Origin of the sequence: Eubacterium coprostanoligenes (assembly GCF_900167205.1) — a bacterium.
In the GTDB taxonomy this organism is placed as follows: Bacteria; Bacillota; Clostridia; order Oscillospirales; family Acutalibacteraceae; genus Eubacterium_R; species Eubacterium_R coprostanoligenes.
The window spans coordinates 41,479-64,734 of record NZ_FUWW01000007.1; the positions used below are offsets into that span (position 1 = coordinate 41,479).

Below are 23,256 nucleotides of genomic sequence, written 5' to 3' on the forward strand. Positions count from 1 at the left end.
TTTTTTGGGTATTTCTACAAAACACACGGCACAGTTGATAAAAAATGTGATTTGCATATTGAAACCCGCTTGGTCAGTGGATTTGCAAATTTTTTGTAATATTTTAAAATTTTTCTTGACTTTAATTATTTAATAGTGTAGAATGTCATCACGATTATATACTGGTAGTATGCGTCTTTATGTCCGGCTATTAAATAAGCTATATATTAAAGACAAATGGCAGGATTTTGTCAAGCGCTGCCGGTCTATGTATTGCAAATAAGAAACGAATGGAGTGAATACCTTTATGGTAAATGTGAAGGATGTACAACTCGGTACAACTACACGAAAGAGCTTTGCTAAAATCAATGAAGTTATGCAAATGCCTAATTTGATTGAAGTGCAAAAGAAGTCTTACCAATGGTTCCTTGACGAAGGTCTTAAGGAGGTATTTAGGGATATCGGTTCAATCACCGATAATTCAGAAAAGCTTGTTCTCGATTTCATCGACTACAGCATGGATGATGAGCCTAAGTACAGCATTGCAGAATGTAAGGCAAGAGATACCACCTACTCAAAGGCTCTTAAAGTGCAGGCACGCTTGAGAAATACGGAAACAGGCGAGGTAAAGGATAGCATTATCTATTGTGGCGACCTTCCGCTTATGACAGATTCAGGCACTTTTGTAATCAACGGTGCAGAAAGATGTATCGTATCACAGTTGGTTCGTTCACCTGGTGTGTACTACAATATGGACCACGACAAGACAGGTAAGGAATTGTTCACAAACACAGTTATTCCTAACCGTGGTGCTTGGCTTGAATACGAAACCGATGCTAACGATTTGTTCTATGTTCGCATCGACAAGAACAGAAAGATTTATATCACAACTTTCCTTCGTTCTCTCGGTCTTGGCTCGGACGAGCAACTCCGTGATTACTTCGGCGAAGACGAAAGATTGGAAGCAACTATCGAAAAGGATGTAACAAAGAACGAGGAAGAGGCTCTTCTTGAAGTTTACAAGAAGCTTCGTCCGGGCGAGCCACCTACAGTTGACACTGCAAGGGCACATCTCGACGGTTTGTTCTTTGATTCAAGAAGATATGACCTTTCAAGAGTCGGCAGATATAAGTACAACAAGAAGCTCGGATTGGTTGAGAGAATTACAGATCAGATTTTGGCTGAACCTGTTATCTCACCTATGGGTGAATTCCTTGCTGATGCTGACGAAAAGATTACTTACGAAAAGGCTGTTGAGATTGAAAATGCAGGTGTTATGTCTGTATTTGTAAAACTCGAGTCAGGTAAGGTGGTCAAAGTTATTTCAAACGGTATGGTTGATATCGACAAGTATGTAACTATCGACAAGAAGGCACTTGCAATCAACGAAAAGGTTTCATACCGTGTTCTTTCGGAAATTATGGAAAAGGTTGGCGACGACCAAGAAGCTCTTGAGGCTGAAATCAAGATTCGTCACGATGACCTCATCCCTAATCACATTATTATTGACGATATTTTTGCAACAGTATCATATTTGCTCAACCTTGCAAACGGTGTTGGTAAGGTTGATGATATTGACCATCTCGGTAACCGTCGTATTCGTGCGGTAGGCGAGTTGCTCCAAAACCAATTCCGTATCGGTTTTACCCGTATGGAAAGAGTTATCAGAGAGCGTATGAATGTTCAGTCACAGGACGACAGCGATGCTATCACTCCACAGGCTATTATCAATACCCGTCCTGTAAATGCGGCAATCCGTGAGTTCTTCGGTTCTTCACCGTTGTCACAATTTATGGACCAGAACAACCCTCTTGCAGAACTTACTCACAAGAGAAGACTTTCGGCACTCGGTCCCGGCGGTTTGTCAAGAGACCGTGCAGGCTTCGAAGTTCGTGACGTACACTACACCCACTACGGTCGTATGTGCCCTATCGAAACTCCTGAAGGTCCAAACATCGGCTTGATTTCTTATCTTGCTTGCTACAGCCGTCTTAACGAATACGGATTTATTGAAGCTCCTTATCGTAAGGTGGACAAGGAAACAGGCGTTGTTACAGCCGAAGTTGAATATATGACAGCAGATGTCGAGGATGATTATATCATCGCACAGGCTAACGAGCCTCTTGACGAAAACGGCAGATTTACAAACACAAGAGTTACTTGCCGTTATAAGGACGAGTTCATCACAGTTGCACCTGAAAAGGTTGACTATATGGACGTTTCTCCAAAGATGGTAGTTTCTGTTGCTACCGCAATGATTCCGTTCCTTGAAAACGATGACGCAAACCGTGCTCTTATGGGTGCTAACATGCAGCGTCAGGCAGTTCCTCTTCTTAAGACAGAAGCTCCTGTTGTCGGTACCGGTATGGAATACAAGGCAGCGTACGACTCAGGCGTTGTTGTTATCGCAAAGCGTGGCGGTACAGTTGTTTCGCTTGACGCACGCACAATCGAGATTAAGACCAAAGACGGTAGCATTGATAAGTATGAACTTATTAAGTATGCCGGTTCTAACCAAGGCACTTGCATCAACCAAAGACCTATCGTATCTCTTCATCAAGAGGTTGAGGACGGTCAGGTTATCGCAGACGGTCCTGCAACATGCAACGGTGAAATTTCAATCGGTAAGAATGCCCTCATCGGCTTTATGACTTGGGAAGGTTATAACTACGAGGACGCTGTTCTTATCAACGAAAAAATTGTTCGTGATGATGTTTACACATCTATTCATATTGTTGAGCACGAGGTAGAATCCCGTGATACAAAACTCGGTCCTGAAGATATTACAAGAGATATTCCTAATGTCGGTGAAGACGCTCTTAAGGATTTGGACGAGGACGGTATCATCCGTGTCGGTGCAGAGGTTCACTCGGGCGATATTCTTGTTGGTAAGGTAACACCAAAGGGTGAAACCGAGCTTACAAGCGAAGAAAGACTTTTGCGTGCTATCTTCGGCGAAAAGGCAAGAGAAGTTCGTGATACTTCTATGAAAGTGCCTCACGGCGAATATGGTATCGTAGTTGATGTAAAGGTATTTACAAGAGCAAACCACGATGAGCTTAATCCGGGCGTAAACAAGGTTGTTCGTGTTTATATCGCACAAAAGAGAAAGATTCAAGCCGGTGATAAGATGGCCGGTCGTCACGGTAACAAGGGTGTTGTTTCTCGTGTACTTCCACAAGAGGATATGCCATTCCTTCCTGACGGTCGTCCGCTTGATATCGTGCTTAACCCGTTGGGCGTACCTTCTCGTATGAACATCGGTCAGGTTCTTGAAGTTCATCTTGGCTATGCCGCTATGGCACTTGGCTGGAAGATGATGACTCCTGTATTTGACGGTGCTCACGAAGATGACATCAGAGAATGTCTTAAACTTGCAGACATCGGTTATTATATCGATGAAAACGGCAACAAGATTTATGACGGTAAGGTTCAGCTTACAGACGGCAGAACAGGTGAGAAGTTTGACAATCGTGTAACCGTAGGTTATATGTATTACCTCAAGCTCCACCACCTTGTAGATGATAAGATTCACGCTCGTTCAACAGGTCCTTACAGCCTTGTAACTCAACAGCCGTTGGGTGGTAAGGCACAGTTCGGTGGACAGAGATTCGGTGAGATGGAAGTTTGGGCACTTGAGGCTTACGGTGCAGCTTACACCTTGCAGGAAATCATCACTGTTAAGTCGGATGATGTTGTTGGTCGTGTTAAGACTTATGAAGCAATCGTTAAGGGTGAGAATATTCCGCCGGCAGGCACACCTGAGGCATTTAAGGTTCTTTATAAGGAACTTCAGGCACTTGCTCTTGATACAAGACTTTATGACAAGGACGGTAACGAAGTTATCCTTAAGCAAGACCTTGACGATGACGGAATTCCAACCGTTTCAGACGATCAGGCATTTACAGAGGTTAATGACTTTGACGGTCAAGAGGGCTATGGAATGCTTGATGAAAACGGTGAGGAAATCGAGGAAGCAAATCAAAATGACGAAGTTGACTTGTTCGCAGAGTTTGCAGATATGGACGACAGCGACAGTTATTATGATGATGAAGAATAATTATTATAATAATTAACTTAATGCTTTTGATTAACTTTCAGATATATTACAGAAAAGGAGTGCTTCCATATGGATAATACAGCTAATTCAACAAATGAATTTAGTTCAATTAAAATTGGGCTTGCTTCTCCGGAGGCCATTCGTGAATGGTCTTACGGCGAAGTAACAAAGCCTGAAACTATAAATTACAGAACTCTTAAGCCTGAAACCGGCGGTTTGTTCTGCGAAAGAATTTTTGGTCCTATGAAAGACTGGGAATGTCATTGCGGAAAGTACAAGAGAGTTCGCTATAAGGGTAAAGTCTGCGAGCGTTGCGGCGTTGAAATTACCCGTGCAAAGGTTCGTAGAGAGCGTATGGGTCATATTGAGCTTGCTGCCCCTGTATCACACATTTGGTACTTCAAGGGTATCCCAAGCCGTATCGGTCAGGTTCTCGACATCAACCAAAGAAATCTTGAAAAGGTGCTTTATTTTGCACTTTATATCGTTATCGACCCGGGTGATACTCCGCTTCAAAAGAAGCAAACTCTTACTGAAAAAGAGTATCAGGATATGCGTGAGAGATACGAAGATGACTTTAAGGCAGGTATGGGCGCAGAGGCTATCAAAGAGCTTCTTGCAGAAATCGATGCCAAGGAACTCCGTGATGAGCTTACGGCAGAGCTTGAGGGCGCAACAGGTCAAAAGAGAGCAAAGCTCCTTAAAAGACTTGATGTTGTTGACGCTTTCGTAAACAGCGGTAATAAGCTCGAATGGATGATTCTTGATGTTATCCCTGTTATTCCTCCGGATATTCGTCCTATGGTTCAGCTTGACGGTGGCAGATTTGCTACATCTGACCTTAACGATTTGTACAGAAGAGTAATTAACAGAAATAATCGTCTTAAAAGACTTATGGAACTTCACGCACCTGATATTATTATCAGAAACGAAAAGAGAATGCTCCAAGAGTCTGTAGATGCCCTTATTGATAACGGCAGAAGAGGCAGACCGGTAACAGGTCCTAACAACAGACCTCTCAAGTCACTTTCTGATATGCTTAAGGGTAAGCAAGGTCGTTTCCGTCAGAACCTCCTCGGTAAGCGTGTTGACTATTCGGGTCGTTCGGTTATCGTTGTTGGTCCTGAACTTAAGATGTACCAGTGCGGTCTTCCAAAGGAAATGGCTATTGAACTTTTCAAACCTTTCGTTATGAAGCGTTTGGTTCAAACAAATGTTGCTTCAAATATCAAGCAAGCTCGTAAGATGGTAGAAAAAGCAAACCGTTCAGAAGTTTGGGATGCTCTTGAAGTTGTAATCAAGGATCATCCTGTTATGCTCAACCGTGCTCCTACACTTCACAGACTTGGTATTCAGGCATTTGAGCCTGTTCTTGTTGAGGGTAGAGCAATCAAACTTCACCCACTTGCTTGTACAGCGTTCAACGCCGACTTTGACGGTGACCAAATGGCTGTCCATGTTCCTCTTTCAGCAGAGGCACAGGCAGAAGCAAGAATGCTTATGCTTGCATCAAACAACCTCCTCAAGCCTTCAGACGGTAAGCCTGTTGCTGTTCCTTCACAGGATATGGTTATCGGTTCTTACTATCTCACAATGATTAAAGAAGGCGAGCCTGGATGTCCTTATAAGGAAATTATTGACGGCGAGGAAGTAACAAAGTATAGAATTTTCCGTGATGTTGATGAGGCTATGATGGCTTATCAGGAAGGCTCACTCGGTCTTCACTCGGAATGTAAGATTAGATTTACAGGCGAAGTAAACGGCGAAATGAAGTCGGGTATCGTTACCACAACAATCGGTCGTGTAATCTTCAACAGACCTATTCCTCAGGACCTTGGCTTTGTTGACAGAAGTGTTCCGGGCAATGAGTTTGTGCCGGAAGTCAGCTTCGTTGTTAAGAAGGGCGGACTCGGCAAGATTGCTGATGCTTGTATCCGTACTCACGGTGTTGCTATCGCTTCAAAGGTACTTGATGATATTAAGAATCAAGGCTATAAGTATTCAACAGTTTCAGGTACAACAGTAGCCGTTATTGACGCACTTATCCCTGAAAAGAAGAAGGAATTCCTTGCTGAAGCTGAAGCAAAGGTTGATGAAATCACAACAAACTATAACTATGGTTTGATTACAAACGAAGAGCGTTATTCACAGGTAGTCAAGACTTGGGAAGTTTGTACTAATAAGGTATCTGATGAACTTATAAATAACTTTGACGGTACACATAACCCAATTCACATGATGGTAGACTCCGGTGCTCGTGGTAGTACATCACAGCTTCGTCAGCTTGCCGGCATGAGAGGTCTTATCGCCAACACATCAGGTGCTACAATCGAAATCCCTATTCGTGCTAACTACCGTGAAGGTCTTAACATTTTGGAATACTTCATTTCTTCTCGTGGTGCTCGTAAAGGTCTTACAGATACAGCGCTTCGTACAGCCGACTCGGGTTACCTTACAAGGCGTCTTGTTGATGTATCACAGGATGTAATCATTCGTGATGACGACTGCGGATGCCATGACGGTATTGAAGTTTACGCTATTATGGATGGTAACCGTGTTCTTGAATCACTCGAGGAAAGACTTGTCGGCAGATTTGCTGCAGAACCTATCGTTCATCCTGAAACAGGTGAGGTTCTTATGGACACCGATAGAATTATGAACGAAGAAGATGCAGAAAGAATCACAGCCGCAGGTATCACAAAGGTTAAGATTCGTTCACTTATCACTTGTAAGTCACGCCACGGTGTTTGCCGTAAGTGCTACGGTTCAAACCTTGCATTCAACGAGCCTGTTCAGGTTGGTGAAGCAGTTGGTATTATCGCAGCTCAGTCAATCGGTGAGCCTGGTACACAGCTTACAATGAGAACCTTCCACACCGGTGGTGTTGCAGGTGGTGAAGATATTACACAGGGTCTTCCAAGAGTCGAGGAATTGTTTGAGGCAAGAAAGCCAAAGCAACTTGCTATCCTTTCTGAAATCAGCGGTACGGTTAGATTCGAGGAAATCAAAAAGACTCGTCATGTTGTTGTCTTTAACAAAGAATCAGGCGAGGAAAGAAAGTATCTCATCCCTTACGGTTACAGACTTTGCGAAAATATAGTAGAGGGCGCATATATCGAAAAGGGTACAGAGCTTACTCTCGGTTCAAAGAACCCACACGATGTACTTGCTATTCTCGGTGAGGAAGCAGTTTATAACTACCTTATCAAGGAAGTTCAGTACGCATATCGTACACAGGGTGTTGATATCAACGATAAGCACATCGAGGTTATCGTTCGTCAGATGCTCAAGAAGTGCATCGTTGATGACGCAGGTGACACAGAGCTTATCTCCGGTACAAATGTTGATGTTGCAGCAGTTGCTGAAGAAAATGATAAGATTGATGCAAGAATTGCAGCAGGTGAAGAAAACCTCAAGAAGGCAACATATATTCCGCTTCTTTTGGGTATCACAAAGGCTTCTCTTGCAACAGATTCGTTCTTGTCAGCAGCTTCATTCCAGGAAACAACAAGAGTTCTTACAGACGCTGCCATCCGTGGCAAGTCAGACCCACTTATCGGTCTTAAGGAGAATGTTCTTATCGGTAAACTTGTTCCTGCCGGTACAGGTATGAGTGTGTTCAGAGATGTTGATGTTGTTCCAAGCTATTTCTCATCCGAAAGCGGAATGGAAATAAAAGATTTAGAACAATTGCAACAACTATTGACAAATAGCAACAACTAAGTTATAATACTTATCTGTGTGCAGATTAACTTGTGCAATGTTACCAAGTTTTATCGCTTTAATTTGTTAAAATCGTCTATCGAGGCATAAGGGATTATGCCTCGGTAGATAGTGCAATATGTGCATCCGATACCTTATATAATATGTAAGGTATGCAATGTGTATATTGCAATTCGTTGCAGTATGTGCACAAATAATCAGAAAGGAGAATAAACTATTGCCTACCTTTAACCAATTAGTTAAGACCGGTCGTAAGTCACTTGAGAAGAAGTCAAAGACTCCTGCTCTTATTAAGGGTCTTAATACAAAGAAGAATGTTATGACAAACAATGCGTCTCCACAAAAGCGCGGTGTTTGTACAGCGGTTAAGACAGCAACACCTAAAAAGCCTAACTCAGCTCTCCGTAAGATTGCCAGAGTTCGTCTTACAAACGGTATGGAAGTTTCAGCTTACATCCCTGGTGTAGGTCATAACCTTCAAGAGCACTCTGTTGTTATGGTTCGTGGCGGCCGTGTTAAGGATTTACCTGGTGTTCGTTACCACATCATCCGCGGCACACTCGATACACAGGGTGTTACAGGCAGAATGCAGAGCCGTTCAAAGTACGGTGCAAAGAAGCCAAAGGCTAAGAAGTAATCGGATTTTTTAGCTAAAATTTAACGAGGAAACCCGACAATAGTTTATTTATTCATATAAAGGGCTTATTGTTGGCTCCACGGAAAAACCGAGTACCTATGAACTCATATTATAATTTAATGAAGGAGGGAAGCGAAGATGCCAAGAAGAGGCCAGATCGCTAAGCGTGATGTATTACCTGATCCAATGTACAACTCAAAGGTTGTAACAAGACTTATCAACAACATCATGCTTGATGGAAAGAAGGGTGTCGCACAGAAGATCGTTTACGGTGCGTTCGACATCATCCAAGAAAAGACAGGCAACGACCCATTGGAAACTTTTGAAGCTGCAATGGAAAATGTTATGCCGGTTCTCGAAGTAAAGGCTCGCCGTGTCGGCGGTGCAACATATCAAGTTCCTTTGGAGGTTCGTCCTGAAAGAAGACAGACATTGGGTCTTAGATGGATTACACTTTATGCTCGTCAGAGAAGTGAAAGAACTATGAAGGAGCGTCTTGCAGCAGAGCTTATGGACGCTGCAAACCAAACAGGCGGTGCAGTTAAGAAGTGTGAAGATACACACAAGATGGCAGAAGCAAACAAGGCTTTTGCTCATTTCAGATACTAATCAGCCGGACAGGAGGATATTATGCCAAGAAAAGTTGCTCTTGAAGAAACAAGAAATATTGGTATTATGGCGCATATCGATGCCGGTAAGACTACTACAACAGAGCGTATTCTTTACTACACCGGTATCAACCACAAGATTGGCGAAACCCATGAGGGTGGCGCTACAATGGACTGGATGGAGCAAGAGCAGGAAAGAGGTATTACAATTACTTCTGCTGCTACAACATGCTTCTGGAAAGGCCACAGAATTAATATCATCGATACACCGGGTCACGTTGACTTCACAGTAGAAGTACAGCGTTCACTCCGTGTACTTGACGGTTCGGTTACCGTTCTTTGTGCAAAGGGCGGTGTTGAGCCACAGTCTGAAACCGTATGGCGTCAGGCTGACGAATACAATGTACCTCGTATGATTTTCGTTAACAAGATGGATATCATGGGTGCAGACTTTTACAATGTTCTCAATATGGTATTGGAGCGTTTTAAGTGTAATGCACTTCCAATTCAGCTTCCTATCGGCAGCGAGGACACATTTGAAGGTATCGTTGACCTTGTAAACAACAAGGAAATCGTATATATCGACCCTGATAAGAACTTGGGTACAGTTTTTGAAGAAAGAGAAATTCGTCCTGAACTTCAGGAAAAAGCTGCTAAGTACAGAACAGAACTTGTTGAGTTCATCGCAGAACAGGACGAAGAACTTATGGAAAAGTATTTTGAAGAGGGTGAAGATGCAATCAGCGTTGACACAATGAAGAAGTACATCCGTAAGTGCACAATCTCCGGTGACATGGTTCCTGTATGCTGTGGTACAGCTTACAGAGATATGGGTGTTCAGCCGCTCCTCGACGCTATCGTTGATTACATGCCGGCTCCAACCGATATCGAATCAATCAAGGGTATCAACCCTGAAACCGAAGAAGAAGAATATCGTCATTCATCTGATGACGAGCCGTTTGCTGCTCTTGCATTTAAGATTGCAACTGACCCGTTTGTAGGTAAGATTTGCTACTTCAGAGTTTACTCCGGTACAATCGAAGCAGGTACACCTTGCTACAACTCTGTAAAGGGCAACAAAGAAAGAATGGGTAGAATTCTTCAGATGCACGCAAACCACAGAGAAGATATTCCTGTATGTTATGCAGGTGATATCGCTGCTGCAGTTGGTCTTAAGAATACTACAACAGGTGATACACTTTGTGATGAAAATCACCCAATCATTCTTGAATCAATGAATTTCCCTGACCCTGTAATTCGTGTAGCTATCGAGCCAAAGACTAAGGCAGGTCAGGAAAAGATGGGTATTGCTCTTGCAAAACTTGCAGAAGAAGACCCTACATTTAAGGCTTATACCGATGAAGAAACAGGACAAACCATCATCGCAGGTATGGGTGAACTTCACCTTGAAATCATCGTTGACCGTTTGCTCCGTGAATTTAAGGTAGAGGCAAATGTCGGTGCACCTCAGGTTGCATACAAAGAAACAATTACTCAGGACTCTATGTCCGATACAAAGTATAAGAAGCAATCCGGTGGTAGCGGTCAGTACGGTCACTGTAAGATTCGTATGTTCCCTAACCTCGACGAAAACGGCGTAGGTAAGGGCTATGAATTCGACAATCAGATTGTCGGCGGTGCTATTCCTAAGGAATACATCCCTGCAGTTGACGCAGGTATTCAGGCTGCTATGAAGAGCGGTATTTTGGCCGGTTATCCGGTTGTTGATGTTCGTGTAGAACTTTATGATGGTTCTTACCATGAAGTCGACTCTTCTGAAATGGCATTTAAGATTGCCGGTTCTATGGCATTCAAAGATGCTGCAAAGAAGGCTCATCCTGTAATTCTCGAACCTATGATGAAGGTTACTGTTATCGTTCCTGAAGAATACATGGGCGATGTAATCGGCGACCTTAACTCACGCCGTGGTCAAATCCAAGGTATGGAAGATAGAACAGGTGCAAAGCAAATCAATGCGAGAGTTCCGCTTTCAGAGATGTTCGGTTATGTAAACGACCTCCGTTCAAAGACACAGGGTCGTGGACAGTACACAATGGAACCTGACGGTTACGACCAAGTTCCAAAGTCAATCTCTGAATCAATCATCAGCGAACGCTCAAAGAAAGACTAATATAAAAAAACACTTGATATTTACCAACCTTTTTGGTAGAATATTAGTAACAAATTTTTTAAGAAATTTTTAGGGAGGAAATTCCAATGGCAAAAGAACATTTTAATCGTACCAAGCCACACGTAAACATTGGTACAATCGGTCACGTTGACCACGGTAAGACAACTCTTACAGCTGCTATCACAAAGTATCTTGCAAACAAGGGCTTCGCTAAGTTTGAAGACTATGCTGATATCGATAAGGCTCCTGAAGAAAGAGAACGTGGTATCACAATCAACACAGCTCACGTTGAGTATGAAACAGAAAAGCGTCACTACGCTCACGTTGACTGCCCGGGACACGCTGACTATATCAAGAACATGATCACAGGTGCTGCACAGATGGACGGCGCTATCCTTGTAATCGCTTCAACAGATGGTCCTATGGCTCAGACAAAGGAGCACTTGCTTCTTGCTCGTCAGGTAGGCGTTCCTGCAATCGTTGTATTCATGAACAAGACTGACCAAGTTGACGACCCTGAACTCCTTGAACTCGTAGAGATGGAAATCAGAGAAACACTTGCTGAGTATGACTTTGACGATGAGTGCCCAATCATTAAGGGTTCAGCTCTTAAGGCTCTTGAAGCTACATCAAACGATGATCCTGCTTGCGCTTGCATTCAGGAACTCATGGATGCAGTTGATGAATATATCCCAACTCCTGACCGTAAGGCAGACCTTCCTTTCCTTATGCCTATTGAAGACGTATTCACAATCACAGGTCGTGGTACAGTTGCAACAGGTAGAGTTGAAAGAGGTCAGCTTAAGACAAACGATACAGTAGAAATGGTTGGTCTTGAGGACGAAATCAAGTCAACAGTTTGCACAGGTATCGAAATGTTCCGTAAGATCCTCGACTATGCTGAGGCTGGTGACAACATCGGTTGTCTTCTTCGTGGTGTTCAGAGAACAGATATCAAGAGAGGTCAAGTACTTGCTGCTCCTGGTTCTATTCACCCACACACAAAGTTCACAGGTCAAGTTTACGTTCTTTCAAAGGACGAAGGTGGCCGTCATACTCCATTCTTCAACAACTATCGTCCACAGTTCTACTTCAGAACAACTGACGTAACAGGTGTTATCACACTTCCTGAAGGTGTTGAAATGTGTATGCCTGGCGATAACGTTGACATGAACGTTGAACTCATCACTCCTATCGCTATCGAAGAAGGTCTTCGTTTCGCTATCCGTGAAGGCGGTAGAACAGTAGGTTCAGGCGTTGTTACAAAGATCAACGAGTAATCACCTGATTTACTAAATCTATTAGAGCAAAGCTTCGGCTTTGCTCTTTTTTTCTTGTTTGATATTTATTTTTGTTTGCTATATGCTTGCCTATATATCCTTTTGTTGCTATAATAGAAGCAGATTTTTGAGGTGCTGATATGGAAAATGAAGTTCAGGACATTTTAATAGGAACGGTTGAGGATATTTCGTTTTATAACGATAATACCGGCTTTTGTGTTGCGGAAGTGAACACGGGTGACGAGGGCGTAACCGTTGTCGGCACAGTGGGTGAACTTGCTGTCGGAGCTGAAATTGAATGCAGAGGCATTTGGAGTTTTCATCCTTCTTTTGGCAGACAGTTCAAGGCTGAAACCGTTGTTCAAACTCTGCCTGCGGATGTCGGCGGAATTTTGAAATACCTATCGTCAGGCATCGTTAGAGGTATCGGACCTGCAACCGCAACAAAAATTGTAGAAAAATTCGGCACTCAAACCTTTGATGTTCTCGAAAATGACCCTGCTCGACTTGCAACAATCAGAGGCATTTCAAGTGCAAAAGCTCGTGAAATGTGCAAAAATTTCAAGTCGCAGTTTTCTGCAAGAGAAACCTTGATGGGATTGACAAATTTGGGACTTTCGCAAAATGAAGCAATCAAAACCTATAACTTGCTGAAAGCCGAAGCTATGGATTTTATTACAGCTAACCCGTATGCTCTTATTGGTGCAGAAACAGGCATAACATTTGACAAAGCGGAGCAAATTGCAGAAAATTTGCAAGAGCGACCTCCGTTTACATACCGTGCTCAAGCCGGAATTTGCTATATTTTGCATCACAATTTGGGCAACGGCCATACTTGTATTCCAAGAGATAAGATTATTGAACCCGCTAAAGAACTGTTGATTTGTGACAGCGACGCCGTGGAAATCGCTATTGATAATGCTATTGAGTCAAAAGCAATTATTCAGCGAAAAGTTTATGACAGAGATTTTCTCTTTTTGCCTGAAATCTATCACGCCGAAAGAGGTATTGCCGACCGTATAAAAATTATGGTTGAATTCCCTCCGAGGCAGAATGAAATTCATCAAAGTGAGATTTACGCTTTTGAGGAAAGCAGTAAAATCAAATTTGACGAAAAGCAAAGGACAGCAATTGAATATGCCGTATCAAAAGGATTGCTAATTCTTACAGGTGGTCCGGGTACAGGTAAAACCACCACGGTCAAAGGCATAATTCAACTGATGAAAAATCGAAATCTCAAGGTGGCACTTGCCGCACCGACGGGAAGGGCGGCACAGCGAATGGAGGAACTCACGGGCAGTGAGGCAAAAACCATTCATCGCTTGCTTGAGGTTGAATATAAAGAGGGCGAAAACACGCAGAGCTTTGTCCACGATTTGAAAAATCCGCTTGATTATGATGCGGTAATCGTTGATGAGCTGTCGATGGTGGATGTCACACTTTTTTCGGCTTTGCTTGATGCTTTGCCACTTCATTGTCGATTGATTATGGTTGGCGACCAAGATCAGCTTCCGCCTGTCGGTGCAGGAAATGTTCTCCGTGATATGATTGACAGCGGTGCTTTGCCGGTGGTAACTCTTGACAAGGTGTTCCGTCAGGCAATGAAAAGCAAGATTGTAACAAATGCTCACCGAGTTGTTAAGGGCGAAATGCCGGAGTTTGATAATTCGGCAGAAAGCGACTTCTTCTTGCTGAAAGAGAATTCAAAATATAACGCACAGAAAAAAATTCTTGACCTTGTAACTGCCCGACTTCCTGCGGGCTACGGCTTTGACCCTATGGGCGACATCCAGGTGCTTTGCCCGAGCAGAATGGGCGAGGTCGGAACGCAAAATATCAATGCGATTTTGCAGGCGAAAATCAATCCGCCTTCAAAGGAAAAGCAGGAAATTCGTTATAAGGGTTACACCTTGCGTGAGGGTGACCGTGTTATGCAAATCAAGAACAACTATGATGTTCCGTGGTTTAAAATCGGAGAAACAGGCACGGGAGTTTTCAATGGCGATATTGGAATTCTCACTCGAATTGACAAGGCGAACGATATTATCAATGTCAGATATGATGACAAAGAGGCTATGTACAGCGTTGAAAATGTCAAGGAACTTGAACTTGCATATGCAATGACGGTTCACAAATCGCAGGGCAGTGAATTCAACGCAGTTGTTATGCCTGTGCTTGCTGTTCCGCAAAAACTTGCATACAGAAATCTGTTTTATACTGCGCTTACAAGAGCAAAAAGACTGCTTGTTCTTGTCGGCAATGAACAGGGTATAAGGCAGATGGTTGAAAATGACAAAAAGTCACGCCGTTTCAGTGCACTTAAATATTTTATTGAGAGTGATGATAACGATGATTTGTTGACATTTTAGAGTCGCTATTGTACAATAGTTAATTGATATAAATATAAATTTTGCTATAAAACAAACGAGGAATGCAGATGTTTGGTTATGACCTTGGTATAGATATGGGCACAAGCAACATCGTTATAACCGTGCCGGGTAAAGGCGTGGTTATCAACGAGCCGACTTATGTTGCCTATGATACCGAAACAGAGAAAATTTTATATGCAGGCAGAAGAGCTTATCATCTTGAGGGCAGAGAGCCAAGCGGAATAACCGTGTTGCAACCGCTTAAAAACGGTGTTATCGGTTCATATAATATGACCGCACAGATGGTAAAATACTTTATCGGCAGAGTTATCAAAAAAAGCATATTCAGACCGAGAGTGGTTGCCTCTGTTCCGGCACTTGCAACAGATGTTGAAAAAAGAACGATTATTTCTGTTATCATCTCCGCAGGTGCAAGGTCGGTGTGCCTTGTTGAAGAACCGCTTTGTGCCGCTTTTGGCGCAGGAGTCGAACCTCAACAGCCAAACGGTGCGTTTGTAATCAATATCGGCGGTGGCACAACTGATATGGCAGTTGTCAGCCAAGGTTCAATGAGCCAGTGCGAAACCGTTAAGGTTGCCGGCAACACCTTTGATGATGAAATTGTAAAGCACCTTAAGGATGAACATTCTGTTTTGATTGGTGTTCGCACCGCAGAAGAAGTCAAAAAGCAAATCGGCAGTGCAATCCCTCGTGAAATAGAAGTTACTATGAATGTCAACGGCAGAAGTTCTGTTACAGGACTTCCGAGAACTGTTGAAATCACAAGCACAGAAATTTATGAGTGCTTGAAGCCGTTGCTTGCGGAAATTACGGCAGCTGCACAAATTATGTTTGAGCGTACATCACCACAGCTTATTGCGGATATTACCGTGTCAAAGGTTATTTTGACAGGCGGTTCGGCACAGCTTTACGGTATGGATGAGATGTTCAAAAAAGCACTCGGGCTTGATGTTGAGGTTTATCCAATGCCTGATTTGTGCGTTGGCAAGGGTGCGACTGTTGCACTTAATAATATGCACATTCTTGACAATTACGGATACAGATACAAGACAAAAGAAGAAGTTAGAATAAAATGATTCATTATTATTACGGCTACGGCAAGGGCAAAACCTGTTCGGCTGTCGGTGCGTCAATGCGTGCCCACGGTGCAGGAATGAGCGTTTTGCTTGTTCAGTTTTTTAAAAATGACAGTAGCAGTGAACTTTCGGTTTTGCCGTTTGAGGTTTATCCGTCACCGCATAATTTGGGCTTTAACCCCGGTGACGAATATCAATCGTGGGTTGACGAAGCGGTGGAGTATATCAAAAAATCAACGGCAGATGTGATCGTGCTTGACGAATTTTCGGACTTGATTCCAAAATTTTTGAGCGTTGATGATATGAAAACTCTGTTTTCAAACGATAGGGAATATATTGTAACAGGTCACAACAAGGTTGATGAACTTTGCGAACTTGCCGATTATGTGACATTTTTTCAAAAAGAAAAGCACCCTTACGACAGCGGAGTTTCCGCAAGACGAGGTATAGAATATTAGAGAGGATTATATATGGACAGATTCAGCAAATTACATCCGATATTTCATTTTTTGTATTTTATCGGAATGTTTGTACTGATTGTGTCGGTATATAACCCTTTTTTTATTTTGGTGTCGCTCCTCGGTGCATTGCTTTATGAAGTGAAAAGCAGGGGAAAGGAAGTGTTGTCATCACTCAAATTTTCCGTGGTGATGATATGGGTTATCGGGTTGTTCAATATGCTCTTTGCACATTACGGAATGACGGTGCTGTTCAAAATCGGCGACACCGAATTTACACTTGAAGCGCTGTTCTACGGCTTGAATCAAGGCTTTGTTGTGACGGCAATGGTGCTGTGGTTTGGCATATTCGGGCGAGTGGTTGACAGCGAAAAAGTGATTTATGCCTTTAGGTTTGCACCTAAAACCGCTCTTCTCTTTTCTATGGTGCTTGGTTTTATTCCGAGATTTACCAAAAAATTGAAAGATATTGAAACGGCTTCAATGGCACTCAACGGCGGAAAAAAGCCGAAAAATAAAATGAAATCGGCACTCAACAATTTGTCTGCTCTTGTGACTTACAGTCTTGAAAGCAGTATTGTAACAGCCGATTCTATGACCGCAAGGGGATATAATCCAAAAGCGGTTAGGTATTCTCGATATAAATTCAAGGCGATTGACGGGGTGATGATTGCTCTGTCCTTGGTTGCTTTGGTATATGTGATTTGTGCAAAAGCAGGCGGAAAAATCACATTTATTTTTGACCCGAGGATTTATTCAAAATCCTTTGATGCGGTGGCGTTTGTGCTGTTTTTGTTGCTGTCGCTGTTGCCTGTAATTATTGATTTGACGGAGGAGATTTTATGGAAAATATCATATGCGAAAAATTGAGTTTTTCTTATCCGACAAGCTCTGCCTCCGTGCTTAAAGATGTCAGTTTCAGCGTTTCGGGTGGCGAACTGTGCCTTGTTTTGGGTTGTTCGGGTGCAGGCAAATCAACTTTGCTAAAATTGATGAAAAAAGAAATTGCACCAAACGGCACTCTGACAGGGTGTATAAAAATCAACGGCAGTGTTGGTTATGTTGCACAAAATGTTGAGGAAAATATTGTCACCGACAAGGTGAGGAGCGAGCTGTCTTTTGGCCTTACAAATATGGGGATGAACAGGAGTTCAATTGAACTTTTGGTTGCTGAAACAGCAAGCTACTTTAATCTTTCGGACAAACTTGACAATGATATTTCAACCCTTTCGGGTGGTGAAAAACAGCTTTTGAATCTCGCTTCCGTGATGATTATGAAGCCTGATGTTTTGGTGCTTGATGAACCGACCTGTCAGCTTGACCCGGTATCGGCTCAACGGTTTGTTGCAGTGGTCAGAAAACTCAACCGTGATTTTGGCACAACTGTGGTGATTTCCGAGCACCTTACAGAAGAACTTTTTCCGTGTGCCGACAGCGTTCTTGTTATAGAAAACGGCAAGGCAGTTTTGAAGGATACACCTCAAAAAACAGTCGAGTATATGAAGAAAAACCATTCTCCGCTTTTGGGCGAACTTCCGTTGTTTATGAGATTGTTTGACGGTGCTGATACGGTTTTTAAGTGCAGGGAATTGCTCAAAGAAAAGAATTTGCCACCGCTTTCATCCGAAAATGATGACACTTCGGTTGATATGAAATTGAAAAACATTTCGTTTGCCTACACCAAAAATATTGATGTGCTTAAAGGTCTGGATTTAAAACTGTATCGTGGCAAAATCAATGTGCTTTTGGGTGCAAATTCCGGCGGAAAATCAACTGTGCTCAAGGTTATGGCAAATGTTTTGAAACCGCATCACGGCAAAGTCAAAACGGAACGAACTGTGTCTATGCTTTGCCAAAATCCTCTTGATTTGTTCACCAAGGATCGTTGCGGTGATGAGGTCGAATTTGGAAGAATTACCGACTTTTTGCAGATTGATGATATAAAAGAGCAACATCCTTATGACATTTCGGGCGGTCAGGCACAAAGGCTTGCGCTTGCCAAGGTTTTGCAAAAAAATGCCGACATCATCTTGCTTGATGAACCGACAAAGGCGCTTGATTATGAACTGAAGGTCAAACTTGCAGATGTGCTGTACCGTCTTTGTGACGAGGATAAAACCGTTGTTATTGCAACTCACGATATAGATTTTGCAGGCGAATACGGCGACTATATCTCGTTTTTGTCAAAGGGCGAAATTGTCACAACTATGCCAAGACGAGAGTTTTTCACTTCGCTGAATTTTTACACAACCTGCACCGCAAAAATAACAAACGGCATTGCGCTTGGCTATGTCGGTGAGCAGGATTTGAATGACGGGGGAATGATATGAAAAAAGCGTTTTTGTACATCACCGTTGCACTCAGCCTTGCTTTTATTGTGTTGTGGCAGTTTTTGTTTGCCGACAGCGTGAATTATTACATCGTGTCGGTTGTGATTTTGATTGCGTCAATGCTTCCGTTTTTTGTTTCGTATGAGCAAAAAAAGGTCACCGCAAGAGATATAACTCTCACGGCAACCTTGATTGCCCTTGCGGTTGTCAGCCGTGCGGCATTTTATCTTGTTCCGCAGGTCAAACCGATTGCGGCAGTTGTCATTGTCTCTGCCGTTTGCCTTGGCGCTCACAAGGGATATATTGTCGGTGCGTTTTCCGCCTTTGTGTCAAATTTCATTTTTGGGCAGGGAATGTGGACCCCGTTTCAAATGGTGGCACTCGGAACTGTCGGTTTGCTTGCAGGCTTGATTTTTCGGTGGCTCAAGGTCAACCGATATACGCTTTCGATTGTCGGCTTTGTGCTTGCAACGGTTGTTTACGGCGCAATTGTTGATATGTCAACCGTGCTTTCGGCTTACGGAAATAATGTCACGCTCAAAGGCGCACTTTCAATTTATGCAAGCGGTGCGGTGTTTAGCCTTGTTTTCGGTGGGGCAACTGCGGTGTTCCTCTTTCTTTTCGGTATGCCGTTCATCACCAAAATTGAACGAATAAGCAAAAAATACGGTCTTAATTAAAATGAGCCTGAACAATTTCTGTTCAAGCTCGTTTTTTTATTTGTTTTCCTTTTTAGTTGTTGTAATCAGTTCTAATTTGCTGTATGCGTCACCGCTCTTTTTGAGCACTTCGTCACCGTTGAACGAAATGAAGTATTCGCCCTTGGTGTCAAAGGTGTATGTTACCTGACCGTCGTTGCCTTTTTGTTCGTTCTTTATTGCGGCAATAATTTTGATGTACTTCTTTCCGTCGATTTCTTCACCGTCAGATGCCACCATAAATGAGCAGGCTTTTTTCTCCTCGTCAGTCAATCCGAGCTGTTTGCTTGAATAACTTTCAATATAGTTGATTGCGTCTGCGTCTTTGATTTTTGCTTTTTCCGTTACAATAACAGATTCTTCTTTTGTTGTGTCTTGCTTTGAGCAAGCGGTGAATGTGAGCAGACTGCAAATTGTGAAAGCACCAAGAATGATTGCCACGGCTTTTTGGATTTTCTTATTCATATAGATACCTCAATTTTTTGATTTGGCTTTCGCCGAATATCTGTATTTCGTTGTTAAAAAGCAATTGTGCGGTTATCCCGTTTCCGTCAATTTTGTTGCCGGAAAATGTGCCGTCGTAGATTTTGCCGAAACCGCACGACGGAGAATTCTCTTTCAGCACGGCACACGGAGCGTTTGTTTCTTTTGCAATGTACAGCGTTTGCTCTGCGCCCGACATAAAGGCATCGGTCACATCTTCGCCGTCTTTTGCGTAAACTCTGCCACCCTTGATTTCACTCGGCAATCTCGGAATTGTCAAGCCTCCGAAACATTCGGGACAAACGGGAATCAGCTCAAAACTGTCCGCCAATGCTATTACTTCATCGTTTTTGTTGTTTCCGCCACTGTATTTGCAATTTTCACCAAGCAGGCAGGCGGATACAAGAATTTTTGTTTTCATAAATTCACCAACTAAAATTTATTGTAGTAATTATAACATAAATGTTTGACTTATGCTATAGCAATATGTTATTTTATATTTATGGACAGGTTAATATTTTTTGCGGATAAAAGGGGAATTATTATGGAAGCAAAAATGTATGTTCCTAAAAAGGAATGGCTTGCCTACTGTGTGGGCGCACTCGGTCAAGGTATGGTGTATGCGATTATGAGCTCATACATCTCTGACTTTTACCTTAATGTATTAAAAGTTACTCCGATTTTTGTGTTGCTTTTGATGTTTATTGCAAGAATTTGGGATGCCATCAACGACCCAATTATGGGATATATCGTTGACCGCAACAGTTTCAAAAACGGCAAAATGCGTCCGTATCTTTTATACACTCCTATTCCTGTTGCTATTCTTACAATGCTTCTTTTCTATGCGCCGAATTTGGCGGATAGTCAAAAGATGATTTATGCCGCAATTACTTATGTTGCGTGGGGTATGATTTATACCAGCAGTGATGTTCCGTTTTGGAGCCTGCCTAACGCCCTCACGCCTAATGCGGATGAGCGTGGCTCGATTATTTCAAAGGCAAGAACCTTCAATGGTATCGGCTCTGCAGTGCCAATGGGTTTGTTTATGATTTTGGGCTTTATTTTGCCAAAATTCAACCTTTCGGGCACGGAACTTGAAAAAACAAAGTATGTTGTTATGGCTCTTATTTGCTCAATTATCGGCAATATTCTGTTTGTAAGAGTTTACTTTAAAACAAAAGAGCGTGTAAATATTCCTGTTCCGGAAAAAAAGAATAAAAATCAGCCGAACGCTCTCAAACTCATTTTCACTTGCAAACCGCTTATGCTCACAGCACTTATGGGTGTTTTGTCTGCCGCAAGATATATGTTCCAAGCAGGTGCTGTCCATGTTGCAAGATATTCTTTCTATATCGGCAAGGATTTGTCCGGTCTTTCGGGTGCAGAACTTGAAAGTGCACTTCAGGCAAATATTTCAAAGGTGTCAACTGTTATGGCTGCCGCTTCGGCAATTGGTATGTTTGGCGCTATGATTGCCGTAACTCCGCTTATTAAGAAATTCAACTACAAGCAGATTGTTATTGTGTCTGCGCTTCTCGGTGCAACTTCGTCACTTGCCATGTGGTTTATCGGCTATGAGCATTTCTGGGCGTGTGTTCCGCTTCTTGTAATCAGTGCAATTCCTTGCGGAACAATCAATGTTTGTGCGTTTGCAATGGTTGGTGACTGCCTTGATTATATGGAGCTTAAAACAGGCGTTCGTCTTACAGGTATGGGCTCGGCTATTCAGAGTTTTGTTACAAAGTTCGGAAACGCTATTGCAACCTCGTTCATCATCTTGATGTACATTATTGCAGACCTTGATGTTTCGAGCATTTCTGCATCAATTACCGCAAATCCGCTTGAAATGACCCACGGTGTTCGCAACGGCATTTTCAGCATCATTTCAATCATTCCGGCTGTTTCACTTTTCATTTGCATAATTCCGATGCTCTTCTATAACATTACAGGTGAGTACCGTGAAAATATGGAAAAGCAACTTGCAGAGCAAAGAAAACGCAGAGGTATTGAAATTGATTAATTTATTTGGATAAAATTAACATTTGCTATTGCAATTTTGAAAGTTTTTTTGTAGAATATAATTGATATTTTTATAAGGAGGAAAAGAAATGATCTGGACTTTAAAGAAAATTTGGTACAGAATTTACCAAAATGTATTTAAGGTTGCTATGTGCTTTATGGATTGGTCCGAACCGGAACTTCTTGAAGGCGCAGGCTCTGTTCTCAGATTGCCTGAATTCATCAAGAACAAAGGTATCAACAAGGTTCTTGTTGTAACTGATAAGGGTCTTATGGGACTTCATCTTCTTGATCCGCTTTTTGCAAAGCTTGAAGAAGTCGGCGTTGATTATGTCGTTTATGACGGCGTTCAGCCAAACCCAACAATCCCTAACATTGAGGACTGCAAGGATATGTATATCCAAAACGGTTGCCAAGGCATTATCGCATTCGGCGGCGGTTCATCAATGGACTGTGCAAAGGCTGCCGGTGCAAGAGTTGTAAAGCCTAATCAATCTGTTAGAGATATGCGTGGCCAGCTTAAAGTACATAAAAAGCTTCCACCATTTTTCGCAGTACCTACTACTGCAGGTACAGGCTCAGAAACAACAGTTGCTGCTGTTGTAACCGATCCCGAAACTCATGAGAAAAACGCTATCAATGATACTTGCCTTCGTCCTAAGTATGCTGTGCTTGACCCGGAACTTACCGTAGGTCTGCCACCACACATCACTTCGACAACAGGTATGGATGCAATGACTCATGCTGTTGAGGCATATATCGGCCACAGCAACACAAAGGAAACTATCAGAGAGGCAGAGATTGCTACCAAGCTTATTCATGAAAATCTTGAAAAGGCTTACAATGACGGTAAGGACCTCGAAGCAAGAGGAAATATGCTCAAGGGTTCTTATTATGCAGGTCGTGCTTTTACTCACGCTTATGTTGGTTATGTTCACGCTATTGCACACAACCTCGGCGGTTTGTACGGCACACCTCACGGTTTGGCAAACGCTGTTATCTTGCCTTATGTTCTTGATTATTATGGAGAAACTGCGTATCCGCAGCTTGCAAAGCTTGCAGATATTATCGGAATCACAACTCCGTCAATGTCAGTGGAGGAAAAGGGCAAGGCATTTATTGCCGAAATCCGCAGAATGAATGCTGCTATGAATATCCCTGAAAAGTTCGATATGATTAAGGAGGAGGATATGCCTACTCTCGTTAAGCGTGCACTTAAGGAAGGTAATCCACTTTATCCTGTTCCAAAGATTATGGACGCAAAGGATTGCGAAGCTGTTATTCGTAGCTTTATGGCATAATCGCTTTAAATAAAAATCAATAAGCCGTGGTTAATTCCGCGGCTTGTTTTTTTAGGAGATAATGATGACTCAAAAAGATTGTT

Annotated in this window: 16 protein-coding genes; 14 read left to right on the forward strand and 2 right to left on the reverse strand. The window is 42.6% G+C overall.

The window, feature by feature from the left end:
• The first annotated feature begins 286 nt into the window (after nucleotides 1-286).
• The 12 genes from rpoB (at nucleotide 287) to B5D29_RS04180 (ending at nucleotide 19,352) form a co-directional block, all read left to right on the forward strand.
• Nucleotides 287-4,039, forward strand: a complete 3,753-nt coding sequence (gene rpoB / locus B5D29_RS04125; RefSeq protein WP_078768316.1) for a DNA-directed RNA polymerase subunit beta — start codon at nucleotides 287-289, stop codon at nucleotides 4,037-4,039.
• A 69-nt stretch (nucleotides 4,040-4,108) separates the two neighbouring features.
• Entirely contained in the window at nucleotides 4,109-7,762 is a 3,654-nt protein-coding gene (gene rpoC / locus B5D29_RS04130; RefSeq protein WP_078768317.1) for a DNA-directed RNA polymerase subunit beta', read from the forward strand.
• Nucleotides 7,763-7,979: 217 nt separating this feature from the next.
• Nucleotides 7,980-8,399, forward strand: a complete 420-nt coding sequence (gene rpsL, locus B5D29_RS04135) for a 30S ribosomal protein S12 (RefSeq protein WP_078768318.1) — start codon at nucleotides 7,980-7,982, stop codon at nucleotides 8,397-8,399.
• A gap of 138 nt (nucleotides 8,400-8,537) precedes the next feature.
• Nucleotides 8,538-9,008 (forward strand): 30S ribosomal protein S7, encoded by a 471-nt coding sequence (rpsG, locus tag B5D29_RS04140; RefSeq protein ID WP_078768319.1) that lies wholly within the window; start codon nucleotides 8,538-8,540, stop codon nucleotides 9,006-9,008.
• A gap of 21 nt (nucleotides 9,009-9,029) precedes the next feature.
• Nucleotides 9,030-11,138, forward strand: a complete 2,109-nt coding sequence (fusA, locus tag B5D29_RS04145) for an elongation factor G (RefSeq protein WP_078768320.1) — start codon at nucleotides 9,030-9,032, stop codon at nucleotides 11,136-11,138.
• Nucleotides 11,139-11,224: 86 nt separating this feature from the next.
• The gene (gene tuf / locus B5D29_RS04150; protein ID WP_078768321.1) at nucleotides 11,225-12,418 is read left to right on the forward strand and encodes an elongation factor Tu; all 1,194 of its coding nucleotides are present in this window, start codon (nucleotides 11,225-11,227) and stop codon (nucleotides 12,416-12,418) included.
• 140 nt (nucleotides 12,419-12,558) lie between these two features.
• On the forward strand, nucleotides 12,559-14,787 hold the full coding sequence (gene recD2, locus B5D29_RS04155; protein ID WP_078768322.1) for an SF1B family DNA helicase RecD2: 2,229 nt from the start codon (nucleotides 12,559-12,561) through the stop codon (nucleotides 14,785-14,787).
• A gap of 68 nt (nucleotides 14,788-14,855) precedes the next feature.
• Nucleotides 14,856-15,884 (forward strand): rod shape-determining protein, encoded by a 1,029-nt coding sequence (mreB, locus tag B5D29_RS04160; RefSeq protein WP_159443393.1) that lies wholly within the window; start codon nucleotides 14,856-14,858, stop codon nucleotides 15,882-15,884.
• Entirely contained in the window at nucleotides 15,881-16,342 is a 462-nt protein-coding gene (locus B5D29_RS04165; protein ID WP_078768324.1) for a cob(I)yrinic acid a,c-diamide adenosyltransferase, read from the forward strand. The genes mreB and B5D29_RS04165 overlap by 4 nt, the downstream gene beginning before the upstream one ends.
• A 12-nt stretch (nucleotides 16,343-16,354) precedes the next feature.
• A complete protein-coding gene (locus B5D29_RS04170; RefSeq protein ID WP_078768325.1) occupies nucleotides 16,355-17,212 on the forward strand; it encodes an energy-coupling factor transporter transmembrane component T in 858 nt (285 codons plus the stop codon).
• Nucleotides 17,185-18,672, forward strand: coding sequence for an ABC transporter ATP-binding protein (locus B5D29_RS04175; RefSeq protein WP_078768326.1), 1,488 nt, complete (start codon nucleotides 17,185-17,187; stop codon nucleotides 18,670-18,672). Before B5D29_RS04170 ends, B5D29_RS04175 begins: the two co-directional genes overlap by 28 nt.
• Nucleotides 18,669-19,352 (forward strand): ECF transporter S component, encoded by a 684-nt coding sequence (locus tag B5D29_RS04180; protein ID WP_078768327.1) that lies wholly within the window; start codon nucleotides 18,669-18,671, stop codon nucleotides 19,350-19,352. Before B5D29_RS04175 ends, B5D29_RS04180 begins: the two co-directional genes overlap by 4 nt.
• A gap of 36 nt (nucleotides 19,353-19,388) precedes the next feature.
• On the opposite strand, the gene B5D29_RS04185 is transcribed toward B5D29_RS04180, so the two are convergent.
• Complete coding sequence (locus B5D29_RS04185; protein WP_078768328.1) at nucleotides 19,389-19,835, reverse strand: hypothetical protein; 447 nt, start codon at nucleotides 19,833-19,835, stop codon at nucleotides 19,389-19,391.
• A complete protein-coding gene (locus B5D29_RS04190; RefSeq protein WP_078768329.1) occupies nucleotides 19,828-20,274 on the reverse strand; it encodes a 2-thiouracil desulfurase family protein in 447 nt (148 codons plus the stop codon). Before B5D29_RS04190 ends, B5D29_RS04185 begins: the two co-directional genes overlap by 8 nt.
• Before the next feature lie 123 nt (nucleotides 20,275-20,397).
• Here B5D29_RS04190 and B5D29_RS04195 point away from each other — a divergent pair, with 123 nt between their 5' ends.
• Both B5D29_RS04195 and B5D29_RS04200 read left to right on the forward strand, forming a co-directional pair.
• Nucleotides 20,398-21,873, forward strand: coding sequence for an MFS transporter (locus B5D29_RS04195; protein ID WP_159443394.1), 1,476 nt, complete (start codon nucleotides 20,398-20,400; stop codon nucleotides 21,871-21,873).
• Nucleotides 21,874-21,961: 88 nt separating this feature from the next.
• Nucleotides 21,962-23,173 carry an iron-containing alcohol dehydrogenase gene (locus tag B5D29_RS04200; protein ID WP_078768331.1) on the forward strand — a complete coding sequence of 404 codons (1,212 nt, stop codon included), beginning with the start codon at nucleotides 21,962-21,964 and terminating at the stop codon, nucleotides 23,171-23,173.
• The last annotated feature ends 83 nt before the right edge of the window (nucleotides 23,174-23,256 follow it).